23 protein-coding genes and 1 pseudogene are annotated in these 24,044 nt (G+C 66.4%); 16 read left to right on the plus strand and 8 right to left on the minus strand.

Annotation, left to right across the window (positions count from 1 at the left end):
• Positions 1-131 precede the first annotated feature (131 nt).
• The gene (locus tag NU1_RS35305; protein WP_084522108.1) at positions 132-629 is read right to left on the minus strand and encodes a nitroreductase/quinone reductase family protein; all 498 of its coding nucleotides are present in this window, start codon (positions 627-629) and stop codon (positions 132-134) included.
• Positions 630-769: 140 nt separating this feature from the next.
• On the opposite strand from NU1_RS35305, the gene NU1_RS35310 reads away from it, so the two are divergent.
• The 7 genes from NU1_RS35310 to NU1_RS35340 all read left to right on the plus strand — a co-directional run bounded on the left by NU1_RS35310 (position 770) and on the right by NU1_RS35340 (position 7,827).
• Positions 770-1,912, plus strand: coding sequence for an alkaline phosphatase family protein (locus NU1_RS35310; RefSeq protein ID WP_067528407.1), 1,143 nt, complete (start codon positions 770-772; stop codon positions 1,910-1,912).
• A 92-nt stretch (positions 1,913-2,004) separates the two neighbouring features.
• Positions 2,005-3,063, plus strand: a complete 1,059-nt coding sequence (gene argC, locus NU1_RS35315; RefSeq protein ID WP_067528409.1) for an N-acetyl-gamma-glutamyl-phosphate reductase — start codon at positions 2,005-2,007, stop codon at positions 3,061-3,063.
• Complete coding sequence (argJ, locus tag NU1_RS35320) at positions 3,060-4,277, plus strand: bifunctional glutamate N-acetyltransferase/amino-acid acetyltransferase ArgJ (protein WP_067528411.1); 1,218 nt, start codon at positions 3,060-3,062, stop codon at positions 4,275-4,277. The genes argC and argJ overlap by 4 nt, the downstream gene beginning before the upstream one ends.
• Complete coding sequence (gene argB / locus NU1_RS35325; protein WP_067528413.1) at positions 4,274-5,173, plus strand: acetylglutamate kinase; 900 nt, start codon at positions 4,274-4,276, stop codon at positions 5,171-5,173. Before argJ ends, argB begins: the two co-directional genes overlap by 4 nt.
• Entirely contained in the window at positions 5,170-6,375 is a 1,206-nt protein-coding gene (locus tag NU1_RS35330; RefSeq protein ID WP_067528415.1) for an acetylornithine transaminase, read from the plus strand. Before argB ends, NU1_RS35330 begins: the two co-directional genes overlap by 4 nt.
• A complete protein-coding gene (argF, locus tag NU1_RS35335) occupies positions 6,372-7,316 on the plus strand; it encodes an ornithine carbamoyltransferase (RefSeq protein ID WP_067528417.1) in 945 nt (314 codons plus the stop codon). The genes NU1_RS35330 and argF overlap by 4 nt, the downstream gene beginning before the upstream one ends.
• Positions 7,309-7,827: an arginine repressor gene (locus tag NU1_RS35340; RefSeq protein WP_067528419.1), complete on the plus strand. Its 519-nt coding sequence runs from the start codon at positions 7,309-7,311 to the stop codon at positions 7,825-7,827. The genes argF and NU1_RS35340 overlap by 8 nt, the downstream gene beginning before the upstream one ends.
• Before the next feature lie 124 nt (positions 7,828-7,951).
• On the opposite strand, the pseudogene tnpA reads toward NU1_RS35340, so the two are convergent.
• Positions 7,952-8,367 (minus strand): annotated as a pseudogene (gene tnpA, locus NU1_RS35345) (IS200/IS605 family transposase).
• Between the two features lie 22 nt (positions 8,368-8,389).
• On the opposite strand from tnpA, the gene NU1_RS35350 reads away from it, so the two are divergent.
• Complete coding sequence (locus NU1_RS35350) at positions 8,390-9,538, plus strand: RNA-guided endonuclease InsQ/TnpB family protein (protein WP_067528421.1); 1,149 nt, start codon at positions 8,390-8,392, stop codon at positions 9,536-9,538.
• A gap of 103 nt (positions 9,539-9,641) precedes the next feature.
• Positions 9,642-10,439 carry a maleylpyruvate isomerase family mycothiol-dependent enzyme gene (locus NU1_RS35355; protein ID WP_067528423.1) on the plus strand — a complete coding sequence of 266 codons (798 nt, stop codon included), beginning with the start codon at positions 9,642-9,644 and terminating at the stop codon, positions 10,437-10,439.
• 151 nt (positions 10,440-10,590) lie between these two features.
• Here the strand turns inward: NU1_RS35355 and NU1_RS43605 are convergent, their stop codons facing one another.
• On the minus strand, positions 10,591-10,908 hold the full coding sequence (locus NU1_RS43605) for a hypothetical protein (RefSeq protein ID WP_245720455.1): 318 nt from the start codon (positions 10,906-10,908) through the stop codon (positions 10,591-10,593).
• A gap of 245 nt (positions 10,909-11,153) precedes the next feature.
• Here NU1_RS43605 and NU1_RS35365 point away from each other — a divergent pair, with 245 nt between their 5' ends.
• The 3 genes from NU1_RS35365 (at position 11,154) to NU1_RS35375 (ending at position 14,501) form a co-directional block, all read left to right on the plus strand.
• Positions 11,154-12,353: an argininosuccinate synthase gene (locus NU1_RS35365; RefSeq protein ID WP_067528427.1), complete on the plus strand. Its 1,200-nt coding sequence runs from the start codon at positions 11,154-11,156 to the stop codon at positions 12,351-12,353.
• Positions 12,354-12,603: 250 nt separating this feature from the next.
• A complete protein-coding gene (gene argH / locus NU1_RS35370) occupies positions 12,604-14,025 on the plus strand; it encodes an argininosuccinate lyase (RefSeq protein WP_067528428.1) in 1,422 nt (473 codons plus the stop codon).
• A gap of 152 nt (positions 14,026-14,177) precedes the next feature.
• Positions 14,178-14,501, plus strand: a complete 324-nt coding sequence (locus tag NU1_RS35375; RefSeq protein ID WP_067528430.1) for a DMT family transporter — start codon at positions 14,178-14,180, stop codon at positions 14,499-14,501.
• Between the two features lie 39 nt (positions 14,502-14,540).
• Here the strand turns inward: NU1_RS35375 and ilvA are convergent, their stop codons facing one another.
• Complete coding sequence (gene ilvA / locus NU1_RS35380) at positions 14,541-15,761, minus strand: threonine ammonia-lyase (protein ID WP_371859867.1); 1,221 nt, start codon at positions 15,759-15,761, stop codon at positions 14,541-14,543.
• A 211-nt stretch (positions 15,762-15,972) separates the two neighbouring features.
• On the opposite strand from ilvA, the gene NU1_RS35385 reads away from it, so the two are divergent.
• From NU1_RS35385 to NU1_RS35395, 3 genes are all read left to right on the plus strand, one after another.
• Positions 15,973-16,431: an RrF2 family transcriptional regulator gene (locus tag NU1_RS35385; protein WP_067528434.1), complete on the plus strand. Its 459-nt coding sequence runs from the start codon at positions 15,973-15,975 to the stop codon at positions 16,429-16,431.
• An 8-nt stretch (positions 16,432-16,439) separates the two neighbouring features.
• Positions 16,440-17,666, plus strand: coding sequence for a globin domain-containing protein (locus NU1_RS35390; RefSeq protein WP_067528436.1), 1,227 nt, complete (start codon positions 16,440-16,442; stop codon positions 17,664-17,666).
• 189 nt (positions 17,667-17,855) lie between these two features.
• A complete protein-coding gene (locus NU1_RS35395) occupies positions 17,856-18,377 on the plus strand; it encodes a hypothetical protein (protein ID WP_157553453.1) in 522 nt (173 codons plus the stop codon).
• A 21-nt stretch (positions 18,378-18,398) separates the two neighbouring features.
• Here NU1_RS35395 and idi read toward each other — a convergent pair whose 3' ends face one another.
• The 4 genes from idi to NU1_RS35415 form a co-directional block, all read right to left on the minus strand.
• Positions 18,399-18,974 carry an isopentenyl-diphosphate Delta-isomerase gene (gene idi / locus NU1_RS35400; protein ID WP_245720456.1) on the minus strand — a complete coding sequence of 192 codons (576 nt, stop codon included), beginning with the start codon at positions 18,972-18,974 and terminating at the stop codon, positions 18,399-18,401.
• Complete coding sequence (locus tag NU1_RS35405; protein WP_067528442.1) at positions 18,971-19,870, minus strand: geranyl diphosphate 2-C-methyltransferase; 900 nt, start codon at positions 19,868-19,870, stop codon at positions 18,971-18,973. The genes idi and NU1_RS35405 overlap by 4 nt, the downstream gene beginning before the upstream one ends.
• Before the next feature lie 116 nt (positions 19,871-19,986).
• Positions 19,987-20,184 (minus strand): hypothetical protein, encoded by a 198-nt coding sequence (locus tag NU1_RS35410; protein WP_067528445.1) that lies wholly within the window; start codon positions 20,182-20,184, stop codon positions 19,987-19,989.
• Between the two features lie 42 nt (positions 20,185-20,226).
• Entirely contained in the window at positions 20,227-21,633 is a 1,407-nt protein-coding gene (locus NU1_RS35415) for a family 2B encapsulin nanocompartment shell protein (RefSeq protein WP_067528454.1), read from the minus strand.
• Positions 21,634-22,084: 451 nt separating this feature from the next.
• Between NU1_RS35415 and NU1_RS35420 the strand changes: the two genes are divergently transcribed.
• The coding region (locus NU1_RS35420; protein ID WP_245720457.1) for an AMP-binding protein at positions 22,085-24,044 on the plus strand (1,960 nt) is incomplete at its 3' end.

Raw genomic sequence — 24,044 nt, forward strand, 5'->3', positions numbered from 1 at the left:
GTGCCGGGATGATGGGGTGGGCGTGCCGGGATGGCGGGGTGGACGTGCCGGGGTGACGGGGTGGGCGTGCCGGGGTGACGGGGTGGCTGCGCCGATATCGTGCGTTCAACCTCGGCAACCGGTGGCACCGCTCACTTACCGGCGCGGCTCAATACGGCGATCGGGAATTCCCGTGGGCTCAACGCCCGATAGGTCTCGAAGTCCGGGTATCCGGCAACCAAAGTGCGCCAATGTTTTTCGTACTCGGTCGCATCCTCGACGACCCGCACGTCCACCGGCCAGCTCTCCTTGCCGACCTGCACGTGCGCGGTCGGCGCGGCGATCAGGTTCCGCCACCAGTTGGGTGTGCCGGGATGTCCGCCATTGGATCCGCACACCAGCAGGTCATCGCCATCGCGGACCAGCATGAGCATGACCGGGCGCGGCTCGCCGGATTTGCGGCCCACGACTGTCAATCGGAAGACCGGCTTGCCCTGTAGCTTGGTGAATCGCGTGCCGCCGAAGCGCGCGTAGAGCCTGCTGTGCAACCGGGCGTAGAAGCGCGCCACGCCGCCGATATAGGTGCTCGAGTAGTGGTTGAACCGGCCGCTGAGAGTCAGCTGCGGAGTTTCGGGGTTCTTGTTTGCCACCTGTCCACCTCATGTGCGCCCCCTGTCGGTACTCACCCTATCAACCGCTTGGTCAGGTAGCGGCGGCAACGGCGTCGGCCGATTGTGGTGGATTTCGCCGAGAACGGGCGGCACCCCATTGATCTTGGGATAGTGGAAACGTGTTCACGGTGCCGCGCTACGGACAGGAATCGCTGTCCGACCTCTTTCCCTCGCTCCTTGCCGGTCTCGGCGTGCCGGGGGAGGTCGATCGGTTGAAGCTGGGATTGTCGGCGCGGCGGGTGTGTGTGCTGCTGGTGGACGGGCTCGGGGCCGAGCAATTGGCCGAATACGCCGGGGCTGCCCCGTTCTTGGCCAGCGCGGATCCCCGGACCCTGACGGCCGGGTTTCCGACCACGACAACGACCAGCCTGACCTCGCTCGGAGTGGGGGTGCCGCCGGGGGAGCACGGCATGGTCGGGTATCTGCTGCGGGTGCCGGGGCATGAGCGATTGATGAGTCCGCTGAAGTGGCGGCTGTTCGGGGCGGGGCCGAAAGTCGATCTACTGAAAGAGTTGGTGCCGGAGGAGTTTCAGCCGAGGTCGACGGTATTCGAGCGGGCCGCCGCCGATGGCGTGGCGGTAACCCAGGTCGGGCCGGTATTCCAGGGCGGATCGGGTCTCACCCGGGCGGCGTTCCGGGGTAGTGATTTCCGGTTCGATGTCTCGATGGGCGATTTGGTGGACGGGGCGGTCACCTCGCTGCGGCAGGGGGATCGGTCGCTGGTCTACGCCTATCACGCGGATCTGGATACGACCGGACATGTGCGAGGTCCCGGATCACAGGCGTGGCAGCTGGAACTGTCGAATGTGGACCGGGCGGCCCAGGCCATCGCCGAACGACTGCCCGCGGATGGCGCACTACTGGTCACCGCCGATCACGGCATGGTGGAACTCGACGAGAGAATCGACTTCGATACCGATCCCGCCCTGGCCGACGGCGTCGTGGACCTCGGCGGTGAGCCCCGGGCCCGGCACGTCTACACCGTGGAGGGCGCCGCCAAGGAGGTCGAAGCCGCCTGGACCGAACTGCTCGGTGACCGCTTCGACGTCGTACTCCGCGAGGACGCGGTCGGGCGGGGCTGGTTCGGCCCGGAGGTATCGCCCGAAAGCCTCGCCCGTATAGGCGACCTCGTGGTGGTAGCGCGCAATCGTGGCGGCATCGTGCGCTCGGCGGTAGAGCCGCTCCAATCCAGCTTCGCGGGGCATCACGGGTCGCTGACCTCGGCCGAGATGCACGTGCCGTTACTGCTGTTCCAGCCCTGATCGGCGAACCCGGACATATTCGCGCCCGCGGTTGCTGCCATCCGATCCGACCTGCTGGTGAATGAGCTTGCACGTTCGTGCATAATCATCACATGGTGGATACCTCGGTTGGGCCCACGGTAAGGGTCGCGGTTGCTGGTGCGAGCGGGTATGCGGGCGGCGAAGTGCTGCGACTGCTGCTCGGGCATCCGGAGTACCGAGCCGGGCGCCTCGAGATCGGGGCGCTGACCGCCGGGTCCAACGCGGGCACCACCCTCGCCGAACATCAGCCGCATCTGCTGCCGCTCGCGGACCGGGTGCTATCCACCACCACCGTCGAACAATTGGCGGGCCACGACGTGGTCTTCCTCGGGCTGCCGCACGGGCAGTCGGCGGCTCTCGCCCAGCAACTGCCGGAAACAACGATCATTATCGACTGCGGTGCCGACTTCCGGCTGACCGATGCCGCCGCGTGGGAGAAGTACTACGGCAGCCCGCATGCGGGCAGCTGGCCCTACGGTCTGCCCGAGCTGCCCGGCGGCCGGGAGCGGCTGCGCGGGGCCACCCGGATCGCCGTACCGGGTTGCTACCCGACCGTGGCGAGTCTGGCGCTGGCTCCGGCCGTCGCCGCCGGGATTATCGAGCCGACCGTGAATGTGGTCGCGGTGACCGGCACCTCGGGTGCGGGGCGCAAGCTCGATGTCGGGCTGCTCGGTTCCGAGGTCATGGGCTCCGCGCGGGCCTACAACATCGCGGGCGCGCACCGGCATACCCCGGAGATCACGCAGAACCTGAAGGCCGCCGGGGGCACCGACGTCACCGTCTCCTTCACCCCGATCCTCGCGCCCATGCCGCGCGGCATTCTCGCGACCTGCACCGCCCCGGTGAAGGTCGATGCCGAGCAGGCCCGCGCCGTATACGAAAAAGCCTATGCCGACGAACCTTTCGTGCATCTGCTGCCGGAAGGTCGCCTGCCGCAGACCGGTTCGGTGCTGGGGTCCAACAGCGTCACCCTGCAGGTAGCCGTGGATGCCGACGCGGGGCTGCTCGTGGTGATCGGCGCTATCGACAATCTGACCAAGGGCACCGCCGGGGCGGCGGTGCAATCGATGAATCTGGCCGTCGGATTCGACGAGACCGCAGGACTTTCCACCGTAGGAGTGGCACCGTGACGACATTCGACAACGAGAGCGGCAAGCTGGTGCGGACCCAGGGCGTCACCGCGCCGCTGGGCTTCCGGGCGGCGGGTATCGCGGCGGGTATCAAGGTCAGCGGTAAACCGGATCTGGCGCTGGTATTCAGCGAAGGTCCCGAATACGCCGCGGCGGGCGTCTTCACCCGCAATAAGGTGAAGGCCGCACCGGTGCTGTGGTCGCAGCAGGTGCTCACCGGCGGACGACTGCGGGCGGTCATTCTCAATTCCGGTGGCGCCAACGCCTGTACCGGTCCGGGTGGTTTCCAGGACACCCACGCCACCGCCGAGGAACTCGCGAAGGCCCTGAGCAACTGGGGCACCGAAACCGGCGCGGGCGAGATCGCGGTCTGCTCAACGGGTCTCATCGGCGACCGGCTGCCCATGGATAAAGTCATTCCGGCCGTCACCGAAATCGTGCACGAGATGGGTGGCGGGCTCTCCGGCGGCGCCGACGCCGCGCGGGCCATCATGACCACCGATACCGTGCCGAAAGAGGCCGCGTTCCACCACAGGGACAAGTGGAATGTCGGTGGCATGGCCAAGGGCGCGGGCATGCTCGCGCCGTCGCTCGCCACCATGCTCGTGGTGCTCACCACCGATGCCCTGGCCACCCCCGCCCAGTTGGACGAGGCGCTGCGCAATGCCACCGGCCGCACCTTCGACCGGCTCGACGTGGACGGCTCCTGCTCCACCAATGACACCGTGCTGCTACTGGCCAATGGCGCGAGCGAGGTCACGCCGTCGCAGGAAGATCTCAATGCCGCGGTCCTCGCCGTGTGTGACGATCTCGCCCACCAGCTGATGGCCGACGCCGAGGGCGTCACCAAACGCGTACTGGTCACCGTCACCGGTGCGGTCAGCGAGGACGAAGCACTCATCGGCGCGCGCGCCATTGCCCGCGACAGCCTGGTCAAGACGGCGCTCTTCGGTTCCGACCCGAACTGGGGCCGGGTGCTGGCCGCCATCGGTATCGCGCCCATCGAGCTCGATCCCAACCGCATTTCGGTGTCCTTCAATGGAAACCCGGTGTGCGTCAACGGCACCGGCGCACCCGGCGCGCGCGAGGTGGACCTCTCCGGTGCGGATATCGATGTGGTGGTCGAACTCGGCCTGGGCGACGGCGCGGCCACCATCCGCACCACCGACCTCTCGCACGGCTACGTCGAAGAGAACTCGGCGTACAGCTCATGAGCCCACTGCACGAACAGCTTTCGGCCCTCGACAAGGCTCACGTCCTCGCCGACGCGCTGCCCTGGCTGCAGAAGTTCCGCGACAAGATCGTGGTCGTCAAATACGGCGGCAATGCCATGATCGACGACGAACTCAAGCGGGCCTTCGCCGCCGATATGGCCTTCCTGCGCACCGTCGGCGTGCACCCCGTGGTGGTACACGGCGGTGGCCCGCAGATCAGCGCCATGCTGAACCGGCTCGGCCTGCGGGGGGAATTCCGCGGCGGCTTCCGGGTGACCACGCCCGAGGTGATGGATATCGTGCGCATGGTGCTCTTCGGTCAGGTCGGTCGTGAACTCGTCGGGCTGATCAACGCCCACGGCCCGTACGCGGTCGGCATCTCCGGTGAGGACGCGCACCTGTTCACCGCCACCCGGCGCACCGTCTCCGTGGACGGTATCGACACCGATATCGGCCTGGTCGGCGATGTCACCTCGGTGAATCCCGAAGCGGTACTGGATATTATCGGCGCGGGCCGGATCCCGGTGGTGTCCACCATCGCCCCCGACGTGAACGGGGTGGTGCACAACATCAATGCCGATACCGCCGCCGCCGCGCTCGCCCAGGGCATCGGTGCGGAAAAACTGGTGGTGCTCACCGATGTCGAAGGCCTGTACACCGATTGGCCCGACCGCTCCTCGCTGACCACCCGCATAGCGAGCGACGAACTCGAGAAGTTGCTGCCCGGCCTGGATGCGGGCATGGTGCCCAAGATGGAAGCCTGCCTGCGCGCCGTCCTCGGCGGCGTACCCACCGCGCATGTGATCGACGGCCGGGTACCGCATTCGGTCCTGCTCGAACTATTCACCGGGGAGGGCATCGGCACGATGGTCACCCCCGCTCAGGAGTACGTATGACCAACACGGCCGACATTCAGCAGCGGTGGTCGACCACGCTGATGAACAACTACGGCACCCCGAAGGTGGCGCTGGTGCGCGGCGCGGGCGCGGTGCTCTACGACGCCGACGGCAAGCGCTATGTGGACTTCCTCGGCGGTATCGCCGTCAATAGCCTCGGTCATGCCCACCCGGCCATCCTCGAGGCGGTCACCCAGCAGCTCGGCACCCTCGGACACGTCTCGAATCTCTATGCCAGCGAACCGGTTCTGGAACTCGCGGAGAAACTGCTCGCGCAGTTCGGCGACGGGCACGGGCGGGCGTTCTTCTGCAACTCCGGTACCGAGGCCAACGAGGCGGCGTTCAAGATCGCGCGGCTGACCGGTAAGCGCAGGATCGTCGCCTGCGAGGGCGCGTTCCACGGCCGGACCATGGGCGCCCTGGCCCTGACCGGCCAGCCGTCCAAGCGGGCACCGTTCGAACCGATGCCGGGCGGCGTGGTGCATGTGCCCTACGGCGATGTGCTGGCCCTGGCCGACGCCGTAGACACCGATACCGCCGCGGTCTTCCTCGAACCGATCATGGGTGAGGGCGGTGTGGTCGTACCTCCGGCCGACTATCTGGCCAAGGCGCGCGCCATCACCAAACAGCAAGGCGCACTGCTGATTCTCGACGAGGTGCAGACCGGTATCGGCCGCACCGGACACTTCTACGCCCACCAGGCGGCGGGCGTCGTTCCCGATGTGATCACCCTGGCCAAGGGCCTCGGCGGCGGACTGCCCATCGGTGCGGTACTCGCCCAGGGCGCGGCCGCCGATCTGCTCACCCCGGGGCTGCACGGCACCACCTTCGGCGGTAACCCGGTCTGTGCCGCGGCCGCTCTGGCGGTGCTGCGCACCATCGACGAGGAGAATCTGCTCGGCCATATCGAAACCCTCGGCAAGCGGCTCGTCGACGGCATCGAGGATATCGGTCACCCGCTCATCGACCATGTGCGCGGCGCGGGTTTACTCATCGGCATCCAGCTCACCGCCAATGTCGCGGGTCAGATCGACGAGGCCGCCCGCGACGCCGGATACTTGCTGAATCCGAACCAGCCCAATGTGATTCGACTCGCGCCACCATACGTACTCACCGAGACCCAGGCCGATAATTTCCTATCCGATCTGCCGAGCATTCTCGACGCGGCGCAGGCGGCGGCGGAGAAGGGGACCGACAAGTGACCATTCGACACTTCCTCAAAGACGATGATGTGACGGCGGCCGAACAGGCCGAAATCCTGGCGATCGCCGCGGAACTGAAGCGGGATCCGCAGTCCCGCAAACCCCTCGCGGGTCCGCGCGGCGTCGCTGTCATGTTCGAGAAGAACTCCACCCGCACCCGTTTCTCCTTCGAAATGGGTATCGCGCAGCTCGGCGGACACGCGGTGGTGGTGGACGGCCGCGACACCCAGTTGGGGCGCGAGGAAACCCTCGCCGATACCGGCCGGGTGCTGTCGCGGTACGTGGACGCCATTGTGTGGCGCACCTTCGGGCAGGCGCGGCTGGATGAAATGGCTTCCGCTGCAACGGTTCCCGTGGTGAATGCGCTGTCGAACGAATTCCATCCGTGTCAGGTGCTGGCGGATCTGCAGACCCTGAAGGAACGCAAGGGCGACCTCGGCGGCCGCAACCTCACCTACCTGGGCGACGGCGCGAACAATATGGCGCATTCGCTGCTGCTCGGCGGCGTCACCGCGGGACTCAACATCACCATCGCCGCGCCCGAGGGTTTCGAACCGCTGCCGTGGATCGTGGAATTGGCGCGCGTCCGCGCGGCCGAGACCGGTGCCAAGATCGCCTTCACCAATGATCCGCTTGCCGCGGCCGAAGGGGCCGATGCCCTGGTCACCGACACCTGGATGTCCATGGGTCAGGAGAACGACGGCCTCGACCGCGTCGCGCCCTTCCGCCCCTTCCAGGTGAACAGTGCGCTGCTCTCCCGCGCCGCCCCCGATGTCACTGTGCTGCACTGCCTTCCGGCGCATCGTGGCGAGGAGATCACCGACGAGGTCCTCGACGGTCCGCACAGCGTGGTCTGGGACGAGGCCGAGAACCGCCTGCACGCCCAGAAGGCGCTACTGGTCTGGCTGCTGGAGAAATACGAGGCGGTGCGAAATGAGTGAGCGACGATCGGCCGCATCCGGCAGAACGGGTGCGGCCGTTGCCCGCACCCGGGCCGGGCGGCAGGCGCTCATTATCGCGATCCTGACCAAGCACGAGGTGCGCAGTCAGACCGAACTGGCCACACTGCTGTCGGCCGAGGGCATCGAGACCACCCAGGCCACCCTCTCGCGGGACCTGGATGAACTCGGCGCCGTGAAGCTGCGTGCCCCCGATGGCGGCGCGGGCGTCTACGTGGTGCCCGAGGACGGCAATCCCGTGCGCGGGGTCACCGGCGGCACCGAGCGGCTGTCGAAATTACTCGGCGACCTCCTGGTTTCCACCGACGCCAGCGGCAATATCGCCGTGCTGCGCACCCCGCCCGGCGCGGCCCATTTCCTGGCCAGCGCCCTCGACCGCGCCGCCCTGCCGGAAATCGTCGGCACCATCGCCGGTGACGACACCATCGCCGTCATCGCCCGCGAACCCATGACCGGGGCCGAACTCGCCGCGAAGATCGAACAGCTGGCCTGAAACTCGGTCTCGCATGGTGTCCACACCTGATCGTGGTGTTCGCTACCGCGTGTGGGCCAGTGCGCCGCCCTTCAGGGCGGTGGTGAAGGCCCACGCGGGAGGGCCGCCACGGCCCGAGCGTGCCCTAAACGGGCCGGGCTTGGGACTCGATGTACTGGCGCAGCACCGAAATCGGTGCCCCGCCGACCGATCCGGCGAAGTAGGAACCCGACCAGAGTCGTTGCGCTCGCCAGTAGTGTCGGGTCAGGTCGGGAACTCTTGGCGTAGTCGACGCGACGAGACCCCCTTGAGCGAGTTGACGAGCTTGGACAGCGCGACTGTCGGGGGAAAGTTCACCAGCAGGTGCACGTGGTCATGTGCACCGTTGAACTCGACCAACTCCACCTCGAAGTCCTCGCAGACGCTGCGCATGATCTGTTCCAACCGCGTCAGATGCCGCTCGGTGAACACGCGATGCCGATATTTAGTGACGAAAACCAAATGTGCGTGCAACACGAAAACACAATGCCTGCCAGTGCGGATATCGCCATCTTCGGTCATAAACCAATGATATTGTCAGGGGGTGCAGCTTCGATATAACTTCCGCCTGTATCCCACAGTGGGACAACAGGTGTCGTTGGCGAAGGCCTTCGGCTGCGCCCGTGTGGTGTTCAACGATGCCCTGTGGGCACGCCAGGAAGCGTTCGAGGCAGGGCACAAGCTCAGCGAGAGTGAACTGTCGAGACGGCTGACCCGGGCCAAGCAGGTTCCGGAGCGGGCGTGGCTGGGCGAGGTATCGTCGGTGGTGCTTCAGCAGGCCCTCGCGGACCTGAACACCGCGTACCGCAACTTCTTTGCCTCCGTCACCGGCAATCGCAAGGGTGGCAAGGTCGCACCACCGAGATTCCGGTCCCGCAAGGACAATCGTCAGTCGATCCGATTCACGCGCAACGCCCGATTCACGGTGACCGCCGGCCGGAAACTGCGGCTCCCGAGAATTGGGGACATCGCGGTCCGGTGGTCGCGCGAACTTCCGTCGGAGCCTTCGTCGGTGACGGTGATCAAGGATGCGAGCGGCCGGTACTTCGCATCGTTCGTCGTTCAGGTGGACACCGAACATCTCCCGGAGCTCGACACCGAGGTCGGTATCGATCTCGGGCTGAGCACGTTCGCGGTCCTGTCGGACGGGAAAACGATCGCCTCGCCCCGGTTCCTGCGTCGGGCCGAACGGCGGTTACGCAAAGCACAGCAAGCACTTTCACGCAAGCAGAAGGGCAGCCGCAACCGGGTGAAAGCCCGGGTCCGGGTCGCGAAAGCCCACGCTCGCGTAGCCGACACGCGCCGCGACTGGGCGCACAAACACTCCACGGCCATCATCGGCGAGAACCAAGCGGTGTACGTCGAGGACCTGTGCGTGAAGAGTTTGGCGCGTACCCGGTTGGCGAAATCGGTGCACGACGCCGGGTGGGGCATGTTCACCCGCATGTTGCAGGAGAAGGCGGCCCGGTTCGGGCGGTATTTTGGCAAGGTGGACCGGTTTTACCCGTCGTCGCAGATCTGCCACCCGTGCGGACACCGCGACGGCCCGAAACCGCTCTCGGTGCGGATATGGACGTGTCCGAGGTGTGGCGCGGTCCTGGACCGGGATGTCAACGCCGCCAACAATATCCTCGCCGCCGGACGGGCGGAGAGGTTAAACGCCTGCGGAGAGACCGTAAGTCTTTCCGCCTAGCGGAAAGCGAGTCCCTGTGAAACAGGAACCCACCGAGAGTGCCCGCGAGGGCGCTGGTAGGAATCTCCGGCCTTCAGACCGGAGAGGATGTCAACGTTGCTCTATGGCGCTGCCGTTCGATCGGTACTGCATGGAGATCACGAACCAGACCGACCAACTGCGGGCGGTGATCGACGGCGCGGATCTCACGACCGCGGTGCCGACCTGTCCGGGCTGGAACGTCGGTCAGTTGGCACGTCATATCGGTGGTGGGCAGCGGTGGGCCGCGGCGGCCGTGCAGCGGCGCGTGCAAGAACCGTTGCCGGACGACGAACTCGAATTCCGCGATCTGTCCCTCTATGTGAACGAAGAGCCCGTCGAGCTGGATTTCTGGCTGGGTGTCGGTGCCGCGCAACTCGCCGGAGCGCTGGCCGCGGCCGGCGAAGGACTGCCACTGTGGACGCCGGTCCCGACCATGCCCACCTCCGATTTCTACGCCCGCCGATTCGCCAATGAGGTGGTGGTGCATCGCGCCGATGCCACCCTGGCACTGGGCAAGGACTACGCGGTCGATGCGGAGGTGGCGGCCGACGCCATCGACGAATGGCTCGAACTCGGTTCGCTGCCCGTCATGTTCGAACACCACCCGCGCACCCGCGAACTCCTCGGCCCCGGCCGCACTCTGCACTTCCACGCCACCGACGGCTTGCCGGACCAACACGCGGACTGGGCTATCGACCTCACTGGCGATGTCATCACTTGGCGTCGCGCCGCCGAAGACGCCGCCGTCACCATCAACGGGCCACTCACCGAACTCCTACTGGTCATCTACCGTCGCCGCCCCCTCGCCGAGGCGAATATCGAAATCCTCGGCGACCGCGAACTATTCGAGTTCTGGCTCGACCGCGTCAGCTTCGGCTGACACACCGAGCCGGGCGACTCCGCCCGCACTGCCGGTTGCCGGTGTACATCGGCACCGCCTTGCTGGCTTCCTTGCTGAGCCTCGCGCGCCCATTTCCGCTGTGGCGCGATGAATTTCGGTCCGGTGCCGTCCTCATCCGGTACCGGCAGATCTAACCGCCGGTGCGCGCCGGACGTAACTCGTGGACAACGGCGGCCGCCGCGGTGGCGGTGATGTCGTCGACCCAGTCCGGAATCGGTGCGGCCGCCGCGATGTACTCGCGGACGAGCCCGTAGGGAATGGCCTTGACGGCGGCCACCGCGATCGCCATGGCGTGCTCGTCGGCGTCATGGGTCCGGGGATGCCGCCCAAGCTGACCATCTTCACCCTGGATGGCCGACTCACGGTGCAGGTCGAATGCGACACCGCCGACCACAGCCGCACCCAGATGGGCCGGGTCGAGAAAGCGCTGACGGATGCGCTGCGGCACATCGCGACGCGGCGGTCAGGTGTCGTCGCGACGTAGCGTCGTGCTCCGATCGACCGTCGCCGCCTGATCGCGGCAGTAGGCGAACACGCCGGTCCGCGCCATCCAGGGACCCCGGTTATGCATGGGATTGCATCATCGTGCATAATCATTTGCAGGACGGCGGCGCGGGCCGCGGTGCACTGCGCCGGACGAGATCGCGGCCGGGACGGCACGACCTATACGAACAATCGAGGAGCACACCGAATATGACCAAGCGCGTCGTACTCGCCTACTCCGGCGGGCTTGACACCTCTGTCGCCATCAGCTGGATCGGCAAGGAGACCGGGGCCGAGGTGATTGCCGTGGCGATCGATCTCGGCCAGGGTGGCGAGGACATGAACGATGTCCGCCAGCGCGCGCTCGACTGCGGTGCCGTCGAATCCATTGTGGTGGACGCTCGTGACGAGTTCGCCAACGAGTACTGCTTGCCCACCATTCAGGCGAACGCGATGTACATGGGCAAGTACCCGCTGGTCTCGGCCATCTCCCGGCCGCTGATCGTCAAGCACCTCGTCGAGGCCGCCGAATACCACGGCGCCGACACCGTGTCGCACGGCTGCACCGGTAAGGGCAATGACCAGGTGCGGTTCGAGGTCGGCATCGGCGCGCTCGCACCCGATCTGAATGTCATCGCGCCGGTCCGCGACTACGCGTGGACCCGTGAGAAGGCCATCGAGTTCGCCGGTGAGAACAACCTGCCCATCAATGTCTCCAAGAAGTCGCCGTTCTCCGTCGACCAGAACCTGTGGGGCCGCGCGGTCGAAACCGGCTTCCTCGAGGATCTGTGGAACGCGCCGACCAAGGACGTCTACGACTACACCGTCGACCCGACCGTGAACTTCGAAGCGCCCGACGAACTGATCGTCACCTTCGACAAGGGCATTCCGGTGGCCATCGACGGCCGCCCGGTCTCCATGTTCGAGGCCATCACCGAACTCAATCAGCGGGCCGGACGCCAGGGCGTCGGTCGCCTCGACATGGTCGAGGACCGCCTGGTAGGCATCAAGAGCCGTGAGATCTACGAGGCCCCCGGCGCCATCGCGCTGATCACCGCGCACCAGGAAATGGAAGCCGTCACCGTCGAGCGCGAGCTCGGTCGCTACAAGCGGCAGGTCGAGCAGCGCTGGGGCGAGCTGGTGTACGACGGCCTGTGGTTCTCGCCGCTGAAGCGGGCCCTGGACGCCTTCGTCGCCGAAACCCAGCAGCACGTCACCGGCGATGTCCGGATGGTCCTGCACGGCGGCAGCGTGGTCGTCAACGGCCGTCGCTCCGACGAGTCGCTCTACGACTTCAACCTGGCCACCTACGACGCGGGCGATACCTTCGACCAGTCCCTGGCCAAGGGCTTCGTGCAGATCCACGGCCTGTCGTCCAAGGTGGCGGCACGTCGGGACCTCAAGAAGTAGGAGAGCGACGCCGAGTTCGCGCCAACGCGGGGTGGGCGCGAACTCGTGTGCGAGGTCGGGCCTCGCGCCGCTGCGGCCCGACCGCCCTCCGCTATGCCGCCCTGGACGCGCCGGTGTATCCGGATGCGATGGCGGGGCGAGAGCCGCCGTGCCTGTCTCAGGGCCGTGCGGCACCCGGATAGGCTGCGATCGATATCGAATTCCACGGTCGCGTGATCGGCCGGACAACAGCGAACAGGAGACACCATCCATGACGGAGCAGCACGGCACCAATGAGGGCGCGCTCTGGGGTGGTCGCTTCGAATCCGGACCGGCGGCGGCCATGGCGGCGCTGAGCAAATCGACCCACTTCGACTGGGTGCTCGCGCCGTACGATGTGCGCGCGTCGAAAGCCCATGCGCGCGTGCTGCACAAGGCCGGGCTGCTGTCGGAGACCGATCTCGCCGCCATGCTCATCGGGCTGGATCAGCTTGCGGCGGACGTGGATTCGGGTGCCTTCGGGCCCGCCGAATCCGATGAGGATGTGCACGGCGCGCTGGAGCGCGGGCTGATCGAGCGGGTCGGCACCGAACTCGGCGGACGGTTGCGCGCGGGCCGCTCCCGCAATGACCAGGTCGCGACCCTGTTCCGCATGTGGTTGCGCGATGCCGCGCGGCGCGTGGCCTTCGGGGTACTGGAAGTGGTCGACGCGCTCGTCGCGCAGGCCGCCGCGCATCCGGATGCGGTCATGCCCGGCAAGACCCACTTGCAGGCCGCGCAGCCGGTACTGCTGGCCCACCATCTCCTCGCGCACGCGCATCCGCTGCTGCGCGATATCGAGCGCCTGCGCGACTTCGACAAGCGCGCCGCGGTATCCCCCTACGGTTCCGGCGCACTCGCGGGTTCTTCGCTGGGCCTGGACCCGGAAGCCATTGCCGCCGAACTGAATTTCGACGCATCGGCCGCGAATTCCATCGACGCCACCTCCTCTCGGGACTTCGCGGCGGAAGCGGCCTTCGTATTCGCCATGATCGCCGTCGACCTCTCCCGCATGGCCGAGGAGGTCATCATCTGGAGCACACCGGAATTCGGTTACATCACCCTCGCCGACGCCTGGTCCACCGGCTCCTCGATCATGCCGCAGAAGAAGAACCCCGACGTCTCCGAACTCACCCGCGGCAAAGCGGGCCGCCTCATCGGCAACCTCACCGGCCTGCTCGCCACCCTCAAGGCGCAGCCCCTCGCCTACAACCGCGACCTGCAGGAAGACAAAGAACCCGTCTTCGACTCGGTCGCCCAGCTCGAACTTCTACTGCCCGCCATCGCGGGCCTGGTCTCCACCCTCACCTTCCACCCCGATCGCATGGCCGAACTCGCCCCCGCGGGCTTCACCCTCGCCACCGATATCGCCGAATGGCTGGTCCGCCAGGGTGTCCCGTTCCGGGTAGCGCATGAGGCGGCCGGTGGCTGTGTCAAGGTCGCCGAAGCACGGGGCGTCGGCCTGGATGAGCTCACCGACGAGGAATTCGCCGCCGTCGACCCCGCGCTGACCCCGCAGGTCCGCGAAGTCCTGACGGTCGGGGGCTCCATCGCATCCCGCAATGCCCGTGGCGGTACCGCCGGAACCCAGGTCGCCAGCCAGCTGGAGGAAGTCCGCGCCACCGCCGCCGCGCAGCGCACCTGGATCGCCTGACCGGAGTTTTCGGCCTACGCAGTCGCTCTGCGCGCCTCGCCGACAGCATCCGATATCCCACCTCGATGTGTGACCGCTCAGGCGGTTTCACCGATTCGCCGGACGCAGGTGGGGCCGCCGCACACCAGCTTGCGGCTCGATATCCTCCGGCCATGACTCTGCTGTTTCTGGCGCTAGCCATCGCCTCGGAAGTGACCGCCACGGTGTCGCTGAAACTATCCGAGGGGTTCACCAAGCTCACACCGTCGGTCGTGGTGGTGCTCGGGTACGGCGTGGCGTTCTACTGCCTGTCGCAGGCATTGAAGCGAGGCATGCAGGTGGGCGTCGCGTACGGGATCTGGTCGGCGGTCGGTGTGGTGGCGGTGGCCGTTATCGGGGTGCTGTTCCTGGACGAGAAACTGACGTTGGTGCAGGTCGGCGGGATCGGCCTGGTTATCGCGGGAGTGTTGGCGCTGGAATTGGGTGGGGCGCACTGATGGTGGCCGACACGGCTTCGCCGGGATGATCCCGCACCCCTAATCCTGTACCCGCACCGCGTAATCCGCGTCGCGGAGAGCGGTGAGCACATCTTCGCGGTGGGTGGGCCCCCGGGTTTCCAGCGTGAGCGCGACCTCGACCTCATCGACCTCCAGCCATGCGCCCGTCCGGGAGTGGACTACATCGAGGACGCTGGCGCCGGTGCGACCGACCTCGCTGAGCAGGGTGCCGAGGCTGCCGGGACGATCGGAGATGGTGACGCGCAGGGCGAGGTAGCGGCCCGCCGCACTGAGGCCGTGGCCGACGACGCGGGTCAGCAGGATCGGGTCGATATTGCCGCCGGACAGGACCGCGCACACCGGGCCGCGCAGGTCGAGATCTGCTGGGAGACAGGTCATGAGCGCGGCGACCGCTGCCGCTCCGGCCGGCTCCACCAGCAGCTTCGCCCGCTCCAGGCACAGCAGTAGGGCACGCGACAGAGCGTCCTCGTCCACGGTGACGATGGTCGGACTGTGTGCGGTCACATGGGCGAACGGGACCACGCCCGGAAGCCCCACGGCAATACCGTCGGCCATGGTCGCCATCCGGTCGAGGGGAACCGGCTTGCCGACCGCCAGCGAACCGGGCCAGGCGGCGGCGTCGGCGGCCTGCACTCCGATAACGCGTACCCGCGGCGCGAGGTGGTGCAGTGCCACCGCGATGCCCGCGAGCAGGCCACCGCCGCCGGTCGGCACCACCACCGTGCCGACATCCGGAAATTGGTCGAGGATCTCCAGCGCCACCGTCGCCTGCCCGGCCACGATATCGGGATGGTCGAACGGATGGATGAGGGTGGCCCCGGTCTGAGCGGCGAATTCCATTGCCGCGGTGAGTGCTTCGTCAATGGTGTGGCCGACCTGGTGCACCGTCGCCCCGTAGGCCTTGGTGGCCGCCAGCTTCGGCAGCGATGCCCCGATCGGCATGAAGACCGTCGAGTCGATACCCAGTGAGGACGCCGCCCAGGCCACACCCTGCGCGTGATTGCCCGCGCTGGCCGCGACCACGCCCCGGGTCCGGTCGGCCTCGGGCAGATTGCCGATGCGGTTGTACGCGCCGCGCGGTTTGAACGATCCGGTGCGCTGCAGGTTCTCGCATTTGAGCCGAACCTCGCTGCCCGTGCGCTCCGACAGCACCCGCGATGACACGACGGGCGTTCGCCGTACCACCGGGCCGACAAGTTTCGCAGCGGCCTCGATGCGTTCCAGACTGACCAGATCCATGGCCGCCATCGTGCCAGCCGCCCGGCCCGTTCGCAGGTTAGGACACAGCCGACCGACACTCACCGGCGTCGATATCCAATTAATTGCGCGACAATTAATTCGGCACCTATAACCACTGTGGCCCGGCTTACATAATCAGCACAGCGTCGCGTATTAAAGGGCACAGCCCTCGAATAGGCTTTTTTGTGTCGCAATTACGTACGGTGAAGTCATGCACCTCTCCCGGTTCACCGACCTCGGACTGCGTGCCATGATGCGGCTCGCGGTCAGCAGTGAAGCCGACGCCCGGGTCACAGTCAAACGTGTTGCGAGACAAGTCAATGCGTCGGAGAACTATGTGGCCAAGGCGGTGTCGCGGCTCGTCGAATTGGGCTTCGTCGCCTCGTATCGCGGCCGTTCCGGCGGCATCTTCCTTACCGAGAAGGGCCGCACCGCCACCGTCGGAAATCTGGTCCGCGCTCTCGACGGTGCTGCCGAAGTCGTCGAGTGCGCCGGTGAACATCCATGCCCGCTGGCCGGTAATTGCCGTTTGCGCCGCGTTCTCCGGGACGCGCAAGAAGCCTTCTATCGGGAACTGGACAACTACACCCTCGCCGATCTGGTGACACAGCGAACTGTCGAGCTGCTGCATCTGTCGGCCGCCGCACCAACCCTCCCGCACGACAATTAGGAGCAGCTATGACGATCGCGACCGACCCCGCCCTGGACACCATCCCGGAGCTGGAGCCCGAATACGCGGCGACAGTCCGGGCCACCCTGCCACTGATCGGCGCTCGGATCGACGAGATCACCCCGGTCTTCTACCGCGGACTCTTCACCGCCCACCCGGACCTCATTCGTGATCGCTTCAATCGCGGCAATCAGGCGCAAGGCGCCCAGCAGCGCGCCCTGGCCGCCTCCATCGCCACCTTCGCCACCCACCTGGTCGACCCGGCCCTACCGCATCCACGTGAGCTGCTCTCCCGGATCGGGCACAAGCACGCCTCACTCGGCGTCACCGCCGCCGAATACCGCATCGTGCACGAGCACCTGTTCGCCGCCATTGTCGAGGTGCTCGGCGCGGATGTGGTGACCGCGGAGGTCGCCGCCGCCTGGGATCGCGTCTACTGGCTCATGGCAACCACTCTCATCGATTTCGAACAGGGCCTCTACGACGCCGCCGGAGTCCAGCCCGGTGACGTATTCCGGCAGACCCGGGTAGTCGAACGCCTCGAAGATCCGGCGGGCGCGGTCACTTTCGTCATCGAATCCGCCGACCCGCTACGGCCACTGCCGGAATTCCTTCCCGGCCAGTACATTTCGGTCGGCGCGGATCTCCCGGACGGTGCGCGCCAGCTTCGGCAATACAGCCTCGTCAACGCCTCGGGCAGTGGCCGATTCGCCTTCACCGCCCGCGTTGTCGAGGCCGCGGCAAACGCACCCGCCGGTGAGGTCTCGACCTGGCTGCACGACACCGTCGCGGTGGGCGACCGCCTCGAAATCACCCTGCCCTTCGGCGATCTCACCATCGACACCGCCGCGACCACGCCGCTGGTACTGCTCTCCGCCGGTGTCGGAGTCACCCCGATGGTCGGGATTCTGGAATATTTGGCGGCCAATACTCCGCACCGGCGCACCATGGTCCTGCACGCCGACCGCTCCGCCGCCGCACACCCCCTGCACGACCGGATCCATGGACTGCTGCGCAACCTGCACGATGCCTACTTCCGCGCCTGGTATCGCGACGAGAACCACGGCCTCCTCGACCTCTCGCGGGTAGAACTGCCGGAGCATGCCGACTACTATCTCTGCGGCGGCTCCAGCTTCCTGCAGTCGGTGCGCGCTCAGCTACTCGCCGCTGGAATCCCGGCCAGCCGTGTGCATTTCGAACTGTTCGCCCCCAATGACTGGCTGCTCGACGCCTGATCGCGATCGGCCAACCCTCCTGCGGGATGACATGCCGGGGTGATTCTGGCCTGCGCTGTCGACCGGCGTTTCGTGGCGTGTCCTCGAGGCGGCCCGCCGAAAGGCCGAATCCTCGTCAGGTCCGCGCAGCAGACACGGAGAGTAGACAAATGCGCTGGTAGGAGCATTTCCCCAGCTAGGGTCGCGGCCGTGATGACATTCGGGAAGCTCGGTATCGCCCTGTCCTTCTCGTTCATCGTGGCCAATGGGTTGGTCGCCGCATCGGCGACCGCCGCCCCGCCCAGCACGGGCGCCTGCGCGAACGGTGACTTCCGCTGGACCGCGGTACAGGGTGGTATCGATATGACGCCGAAGCCGATGACCTTCACCTCGGTTGGCGCCCTACGCGACTGCACCGGCTGGCCCGGCATTACCGGCGGCACCTTCACCGGCGTCCACGACGCCATGGCGGACTGTATGCGCCCGGCCGACGGGCCCATTACCGTCCTCATTACCTGGAACAACGGTCAGGTGAGCACCGTGCACGGCCCGTGGCCGGTGACCATGTCGCAGCCCACCGTCGGGAATCTGGAGATCATCGACGGCCGGGGTCGCGGCGGCCGGGTTCGTATTACCGCGGGCTACGAAATGCTGACCCCCGATATGGTCATGGGCTGTATGGGCCCCGGCGTCAGGACCGGCACCGGCTGGCTGCACGCCGCCATGCTCTGATCCCGGTCCTGAGTCGCCGGACTACCGGGCGCCGTCGAGGAGGGCGCGTTCGGCGAGTTCGAGAACCTGGGCCAGCCAGGGGGTGTGCGCCTCGGGTGCGTCGGCCAGAGCGGTACGCAGCTTATCCGGCCGCACCCAGGAAAAATCCTCGATCTCGGCCGGATTCGGTTGCGGGGCAGTATCTTCCAGAAGGCCGATCAACACGTGGTCGTACTCGTATTCGACTCGGCCGGTGCTCGGATCGGCGGCCCGATACTGGAATTCGCCGACCTCGGTGAGCTCGGCCGTCACACCGAACTCCTCCCACAGCCGGACCGCCGCGGCGTCAGCCACGGCCTGGCCGGGCGCGGGATGCCCGCAGCAGGTATTGGTCCACAGCAGCGGGAAGCGGGTCTTCACCGCGGCCCGCCGCTGCATGAGCATTCGCCCGGACCGGTCGAACAGCATGACCGAGAACGCGCGGTGCAGACGGCCCGGCGCGGTATGCGCATCCGCCACCGGGCAGGCGCCGACCGCCCGGCCCTGCTCGTCGACGAGCTCGACGGGCAGGGCCTCGCGATCGGTCGCCGAACCGGTAGCGGTGGAGTCGAGAGTCACCTACCTACCTTATCGGCGGCGATCATCAGGTACTGGAAGCTGCCCTCCTTGTACGAGGTCAGGAACGGCTTCTCGACACCTGTGGCCAGCTCCGAATGGGTACGCAGCTCCCAGTAGGGGATGGTGGCGGGGGTGAGGTCGGTGACGGTGATCGGCACCAGATTATTGGCCGCGAGGGCCTTGAAGTACTCGCTGCGCGGATGGATATTGCAGCCGTAGTGCGCGTCGATCCAGCTCACCGAGGCCGACCGGCCACCGGTCACATCATTGGAGCAGCCGGTGATAACCACGTAGCGCCCGCCCGGCTGCAGCAGTCGCGAGAATTCCGCGAACAGCTCGAACAGGTCGACGTACATGGTGGTCTCATTGGTCCAGATGGCGCGCATGGAGCCGGCATCGAATCCGGTGTCGAGCATATTCTTGAAGTGGAAGTTCACCTTGTCGGTGACGCCGCGCTCCCGGGCCTGGTCATTGGCGAAGCCGGCCTGGTATTCGGAGATGGTCACCCCGTCGACATGGCAGCCGAACCGCTGATTGGCCATGAAACTGGTACCGCCGCGGCCGGATCCGCCATCCATGAGCCGATCGCCGGGACCGATATCGCCGAGGTGGTCGAGCAGCATATCGGCCTGCGCGGTTTCGAGGCGGTGCAGCTCCTTGACCAGCCGTTCCTGGCGGGTGTCCTCTGGACCCTCGATAACCGACCAGTCCGGCTCGCCCACGCCGTAGTGGTGGTGGAAGAGTCCGTCCACCTCACCCAGCTTGGTATTGACGCGGTCGTCATTGGGATTGTTGTTCCAGTACGCGGCTACCGACTTCTGAAAGTCGGTGCGCAGGACCGGGTTCGCGCCGTCGGCGTCGGGCGCCGGATTGGCGTCCTGGTGGAGCATGGTCATGGCAGATCATCCTCTCGAATGGGTGCTATGTGCTGAAACGCTCGCTGGATCACACTGTCGTCGGCGGAAAGTGGTGGTTCTCAATCCCTTTCGTTGTAGCGACGGCTGTCGGCAGGTCAGGCGCGACTACCGCCCGGCCATGCCCAAAGCCCACCCAGGAAGCGCCGCAGCTCCGGCGAACCGGTAGCGGCGAGTATGGTCGGCGGATTGGTGAGGTACTCCCATACCGGCGGCATTCGTCCGGCCGCCCGCCATTCGACGTCGGCGGTCAGCGCGATGAACCAGCCCGCGCTCTCGGCGCGTTGTCGCGCCACCTGTGCGGGGGAGGCGTAGCGCGACAGGCCGGGCCGCCCCGGCTAATCGGACTGCCGGGCGACCATCACATTGTCGAGAACGCCGAGCGCATCGGGCACCAGTACCGCCGCCGAGTAGTAGCAGCTGACCAGGTAGGAGATGATCGACTGATCGTCGATGCCCTTGAACCGCACATTCAGGCTGGGCTCGTACTCGTCGGGAATTCCGGTCTGGTGCAACCCGACTACGCCCTGATCCTTCTCTCCGGTCCGCATGGCGAGTATGGAGGTGGTCTGGTTCTCGCTGATGGGGAGCTTGCCGCACGGGAAGATCGGTACCCCGCGCCAGGACGGTATCCGGCGCCCGTCGACTTCCACCGGGTCCGGGTAGATGCCGCGCTTGGTGCACTCCCGGCCGAAGGCCGCGATGGCCTTGGGATGGGCGAGGAAGAGTTTGGTACTGCGCCGCATGCACAGCAGCTCGTCCATATCGTCGGGCGTCGGCGGCCCGGATTCGGTGTAGATGCGCTGCTTGAGATCGCAGTTGTGCAGCAGTCCGTAGTCGGGATTGTTCACGAGATCGTTTTCGCGGCGCTCGTAGAGGGCCGCGATGGTCAGCCGCAACTGCTGTTCGATCTGATCCATCGGATCGTTGAACAGATCGGCGACTCGGCTGTGCACCCGCAGTACGGTCTGCGCCAGACTCAGTTCGTATTGGCGTGGCGAGGAGTCGTAGTCGACGAAGGTGCCGTCGAGCAATGGCTCACCGGAATGACCGGACGCGACCTTGATCTCGGCTTCGCCGTATTTGTTCTGCGGCCGTTTCGGCGCGGCGGCGACGGCGTCGAGTCGCTCCCGCAGATTCGGCGCGTTGTCGAGCAGTTCCGACAGTGCGGAGCGCGGCAGGACCAGGATCGTGGTGGGGGTGACGGTCTTGATGGTGACCGGCCAGATGGCATTCGAGTCGGTGAGCATCTCGTCACCGAAATAGTCGCCGCCCGCGAGCAATCCGAGTTTGGTCTGCTCGCCGTACTCGCCGTTGCCGATCTTGGCGATCTTGCCGTGCACGATGAGGAGCAGTTGATCAACGGGATTGCCGAATTCAGCGATGACCGTACCGGGTTGGAGATCGCGTTGTTCGAAGCGCCGGGCCATCGCGCCGAGTATTTCTTCGTCGTCGAAATTGTGCAATTGCGGCAATTCGGTCAATTCCAGCGGTATCACGCGCGCCTTGGAACCGTCGATGACGAATTCGACCTCACCATTGCCGACGGTATGTGTGAGTCGCCGGTTGACCCGGTAGACACCGCCCTTGACCTGCACCCAGGGCAGCGACCGGGTAAGCCACCGGGAGCTGATGCCCTGCATCTGAGGTTCGGATTTGGTGGTGTGCGCCAGTTGGCTCGCGGCGGTGGTGCTGAGGCTCTTCCGAGTCCCGTTCTCGGTCTGGATGGGCATATCTATGGTCATGCTGAAGTCCTCACCCTCAATTGCCGCCATTAATGGCGGCCGGTGGCGTCCACGGCAATGCGGCAGGCGTCTTGGGCCTGCTATCAGTCAAGTTGAGTGAAAATGCGTGCGCGACAGTGCGTTCCAGCACGTCGATGGTAAGACGTCGGCCGGGCGAGGCGCAGCGGAATGCATGAAGATTCCTGTGCCCGCATTCCTATCGGGGCTATCGGTATTTTTCTCCGAGCGGTAAGAGGAATACCGAGTGGCATATTTTCTGAATTCCGCCATAGCGATCGGCTCGCAATCCGCGCCGCGAAACCGCGCGCTGACCGGGCATGGCGCTGCTCACAAGCCCCGCGAAGTAGGCTGGCCGTGTGGCAAGCTCATCTGAACGCGTTGGGGCGGGTGACGCAGGTCACATGGCAGGGTACTTCTGGGAGTGGTCGTGAAATTCAGTACGAAGTCCGTAATGGGGCCGATGCAACGGTTGGTCGCCACCGCGCAGAACGGACTCGAGGTGATCCGGTTCGGGGGACTGGCCTCCGATATCGAATCGTCGCCGTACGAGGTGGTCGAGCGCAAACGCATGTACCGGCTGCGCCATTACTTCCCGGACGACACCACCCCGGGCCGTCCGGTCGTGGTGCTGGTACCGCCGCTCATGGTCAGCGCCGAACTGTGGGATGTGAATGCCGCCCAGGGGGCTGTCGGCATTCTCACCGCCGCCGGAATCGACTGCTGGGTGGTGGATTTCGGTTCCCCGGCTGTGGAAGAGGGTGGTTGGCAACGAGATCTGGCCGACCACGTGCTCGCGGTCAACAGCGCCATCGACACTGTCAATGAGATCACCGGTCGCGGTGTACATCTCATGGGTTACTCCCAGGGCGGCATGTTCGCCTACCAGACCACCGCCTACCGCTCCGGCAAGGGCGTGGAGAGCATCGTCACCTTCGGCAGCCCGGTCGACATTGTGGCGGGTATGCCGCTGGGCCTGCCGCACGGACTGGTCTCCGACGTCGCCGAATTCCTGTCCGGTCATGTACTCAACCGACTGCCCATTACCGATTCCATGGTGCGCCTGGGTTTTCAGGCGCTCGACCCGGTCAAGACGGCGCGGGCGCGGGTGGACTTCCTGCGCCAGCTGCACAATCGCGACGCGCTGCTGCCCAAGGAACGGCAGCGCCGCTTCCTGGAGGGTGACGGCTGGCTCGGCTACCCGGGGCCCGCGCTCACCGATCTGCTCGAACAGTTCGTCCAGCACAATCGAATGATGCTGGGTGGCTTCGTCATCCGCGACCAGCCCATCTCATTCGCGGAGATCAAGTGCCCGATCCTGGCCTTCGTCGGAGAGGTCGACGATATCGGCCAGCCCGCCGCCGTGCGCGGTATCGTCCGCGCCGCGCCGAACGCCGAGGTCTACGAGGCCAGTGTGGTCGCCGGACACTTCGGTCTGGTCGCGGGCAGTGTGGCCAGTAATCGAACCTGGCCGCTGGTGCGCGACTGGGTGCAGTGGGCCAACGGCAATGGCGTACTGCCCGACGATATCGCGCCGATGGTCGAACACGTCGCGCACACCGGACGGCGGTCGACCCTCACCCGCATGGTGCACGCCGCGGCCACCCTGGCCGAGGCCGGGACCAGTATCGGCAAGACACTCGAGGCGGTCGCGGGTGGCACGCTGCGCGGTTCGGTGGAATTGACGGGGGAGGCGGCGCGCGCGCTGCCGCGCCTGACCCGGCTCGGCATGATCCAGCCGCATACCCGAATCTCGCTGGGCAGCTTGATGGCCGAGCAGGCGCGCCGCGGGCCGCTGCGGGAATGCTTCCTGTTCGAGGATCGGGTGCACACCCACGAGGCGGTGAACACCCGCATCGACAATGTGGTGCGCGGACTCATTTCGGTGGGTGTGCGTCCCGCTACGCGGGTGGGCGTGGTGATGGAGACCCGGCCCAGCGCCTTCGTCGCCATTGCCGCGCTCTCGCGGCTGGGTGCCGTCGCGGTACTGCTCGCCCCGGGCAGCGAACTCGCCCAGGCGGTGAGGCTCACCGATACCAAACTGCTGATCGCCGATCCCGAGAACCTGCGCGCCGCGGTCGCCACCGGCCTGCGGACCCTCGTCCTCGGCGGCGGCGAATCCCGTGGCTTGGATGTCCCGCCCGGCGGCGACGTGGTCGATATGGAGAAGATCGATCCGGCGAAGGTGACCCTGCCCGGCTGGTACCGGCCGAACCCGGGCCGGGCACGGGAGCTGGCGTTCATTCTGGTGACCGGTACCGGCGACCGCTTCGACGTCAAATACGTCACCAACCACCGCTGGGCGCTGTCGGCCTTCGGTACCGCGACCGCGGCCGACCTGGATCGCCGCGATACCGTGTACTGCCTTGCGCCGCTGCATCATTCGTCAGGGTTACTGGTGAGTCTCGGTGGTG

This window comes from Nocardia uniformis NBRC 13702 (genome assembly GCF_001613345.1).
Lineage (GTDB): Bacteria > Actinomycetota > Actinomycetes > Mycobacteriales > Mycobacteriaceae > Nocardia > Nocardia uniformis.

Bases quoted from the DNA above. Each gene is read 5' to 3' on its own strand.
- argC (WP_067528409.1), top strand. From the start codon at position 2,005: ATGGTGGATACCTCGGTTGGGCCCACGGTAAGGGTCGCGGTTGCTGGT.
- argB (WP_067528413.1), top strand. From the start codon at position 4,274: ATGAGCCCACTGCACGAACAGCTTTCGGCCCTCGACAAGGCTCACGTC.
- NU1_RS35330 (WP_067528415.1), top strand. From the start codon at position 5,170: ATGACCAACACGGCCGACATTCAGCAGCGGTGGTCGACCACGCTGATG.
- NU1_RS35340 (WP_067528419.1), top strand. From the start codon at position 7,309: ATGAGTGAGCGACGATCGGCCGCATCCGGCAGAACGGGTGCGGCCGTT.
- NU1_RS35355 (WP_067528423.1), top strand. From the start codon at position 9,642: ATGGCGCTGCCGTTCGATCGGTACTGCATGGAGATCACGAACCAGACC.
- NU1_RS35365 (WP_067528427.1), top strand. From the start codon at position 11,154: ATGACCAAGCGCGTCGTACTCGCCTACTCCGGCGGGCTTGACACCTCT.
- argH (WP_067528428.1), top strand. From the start codon at position 12,604: ATGACGGAGCAGCACGGCACCAATGAGGGCGCGCTCTGGGGTGGTCGC.
- NU1_RS35375 (WP_067528430.1), top strand. From the start codon at position 14,178: ATGACTCTGCTGTTTCTGGCGCTAGCCATCGCCTCGGAAGTGACCGCC.
- ilvA (WP_371859867.1), bottom strand. From the start codon at position 15,761: ATGGATCTGGTCAGTCTGGAACGCATCGAGGCCGCTGCGAAACTTGTC.
- NU1_RS35385 (WP_067528434.1), top strand. From the start codon at position 15,973: ATGCACCTCTCCCGGTTCACCGACCTCGGACTGCGTGCCATGATGCGG.
- NU1_RS35390 (WP_067528436.1), top strand. From the start codon at position 16,440: ATGACGATCGCGACCGACCCCGCCCTGGACACCATCCCGGAGCTGGAG.
- NU1_RS35405 (WP_067528442.1), bottom strand. From the start codon at position 19,870: ATGACCATGCTCCACCAGGACGCCAATCCGGCGCCCGACGCCGACGGC.
- NU1_RS35415 (WP_067528454.1), bottom strand. From the start codon at position 21,633: ATGACCATAGATATGCCCATCCAGACCGAGAACGGGACTCGGAAGAGC.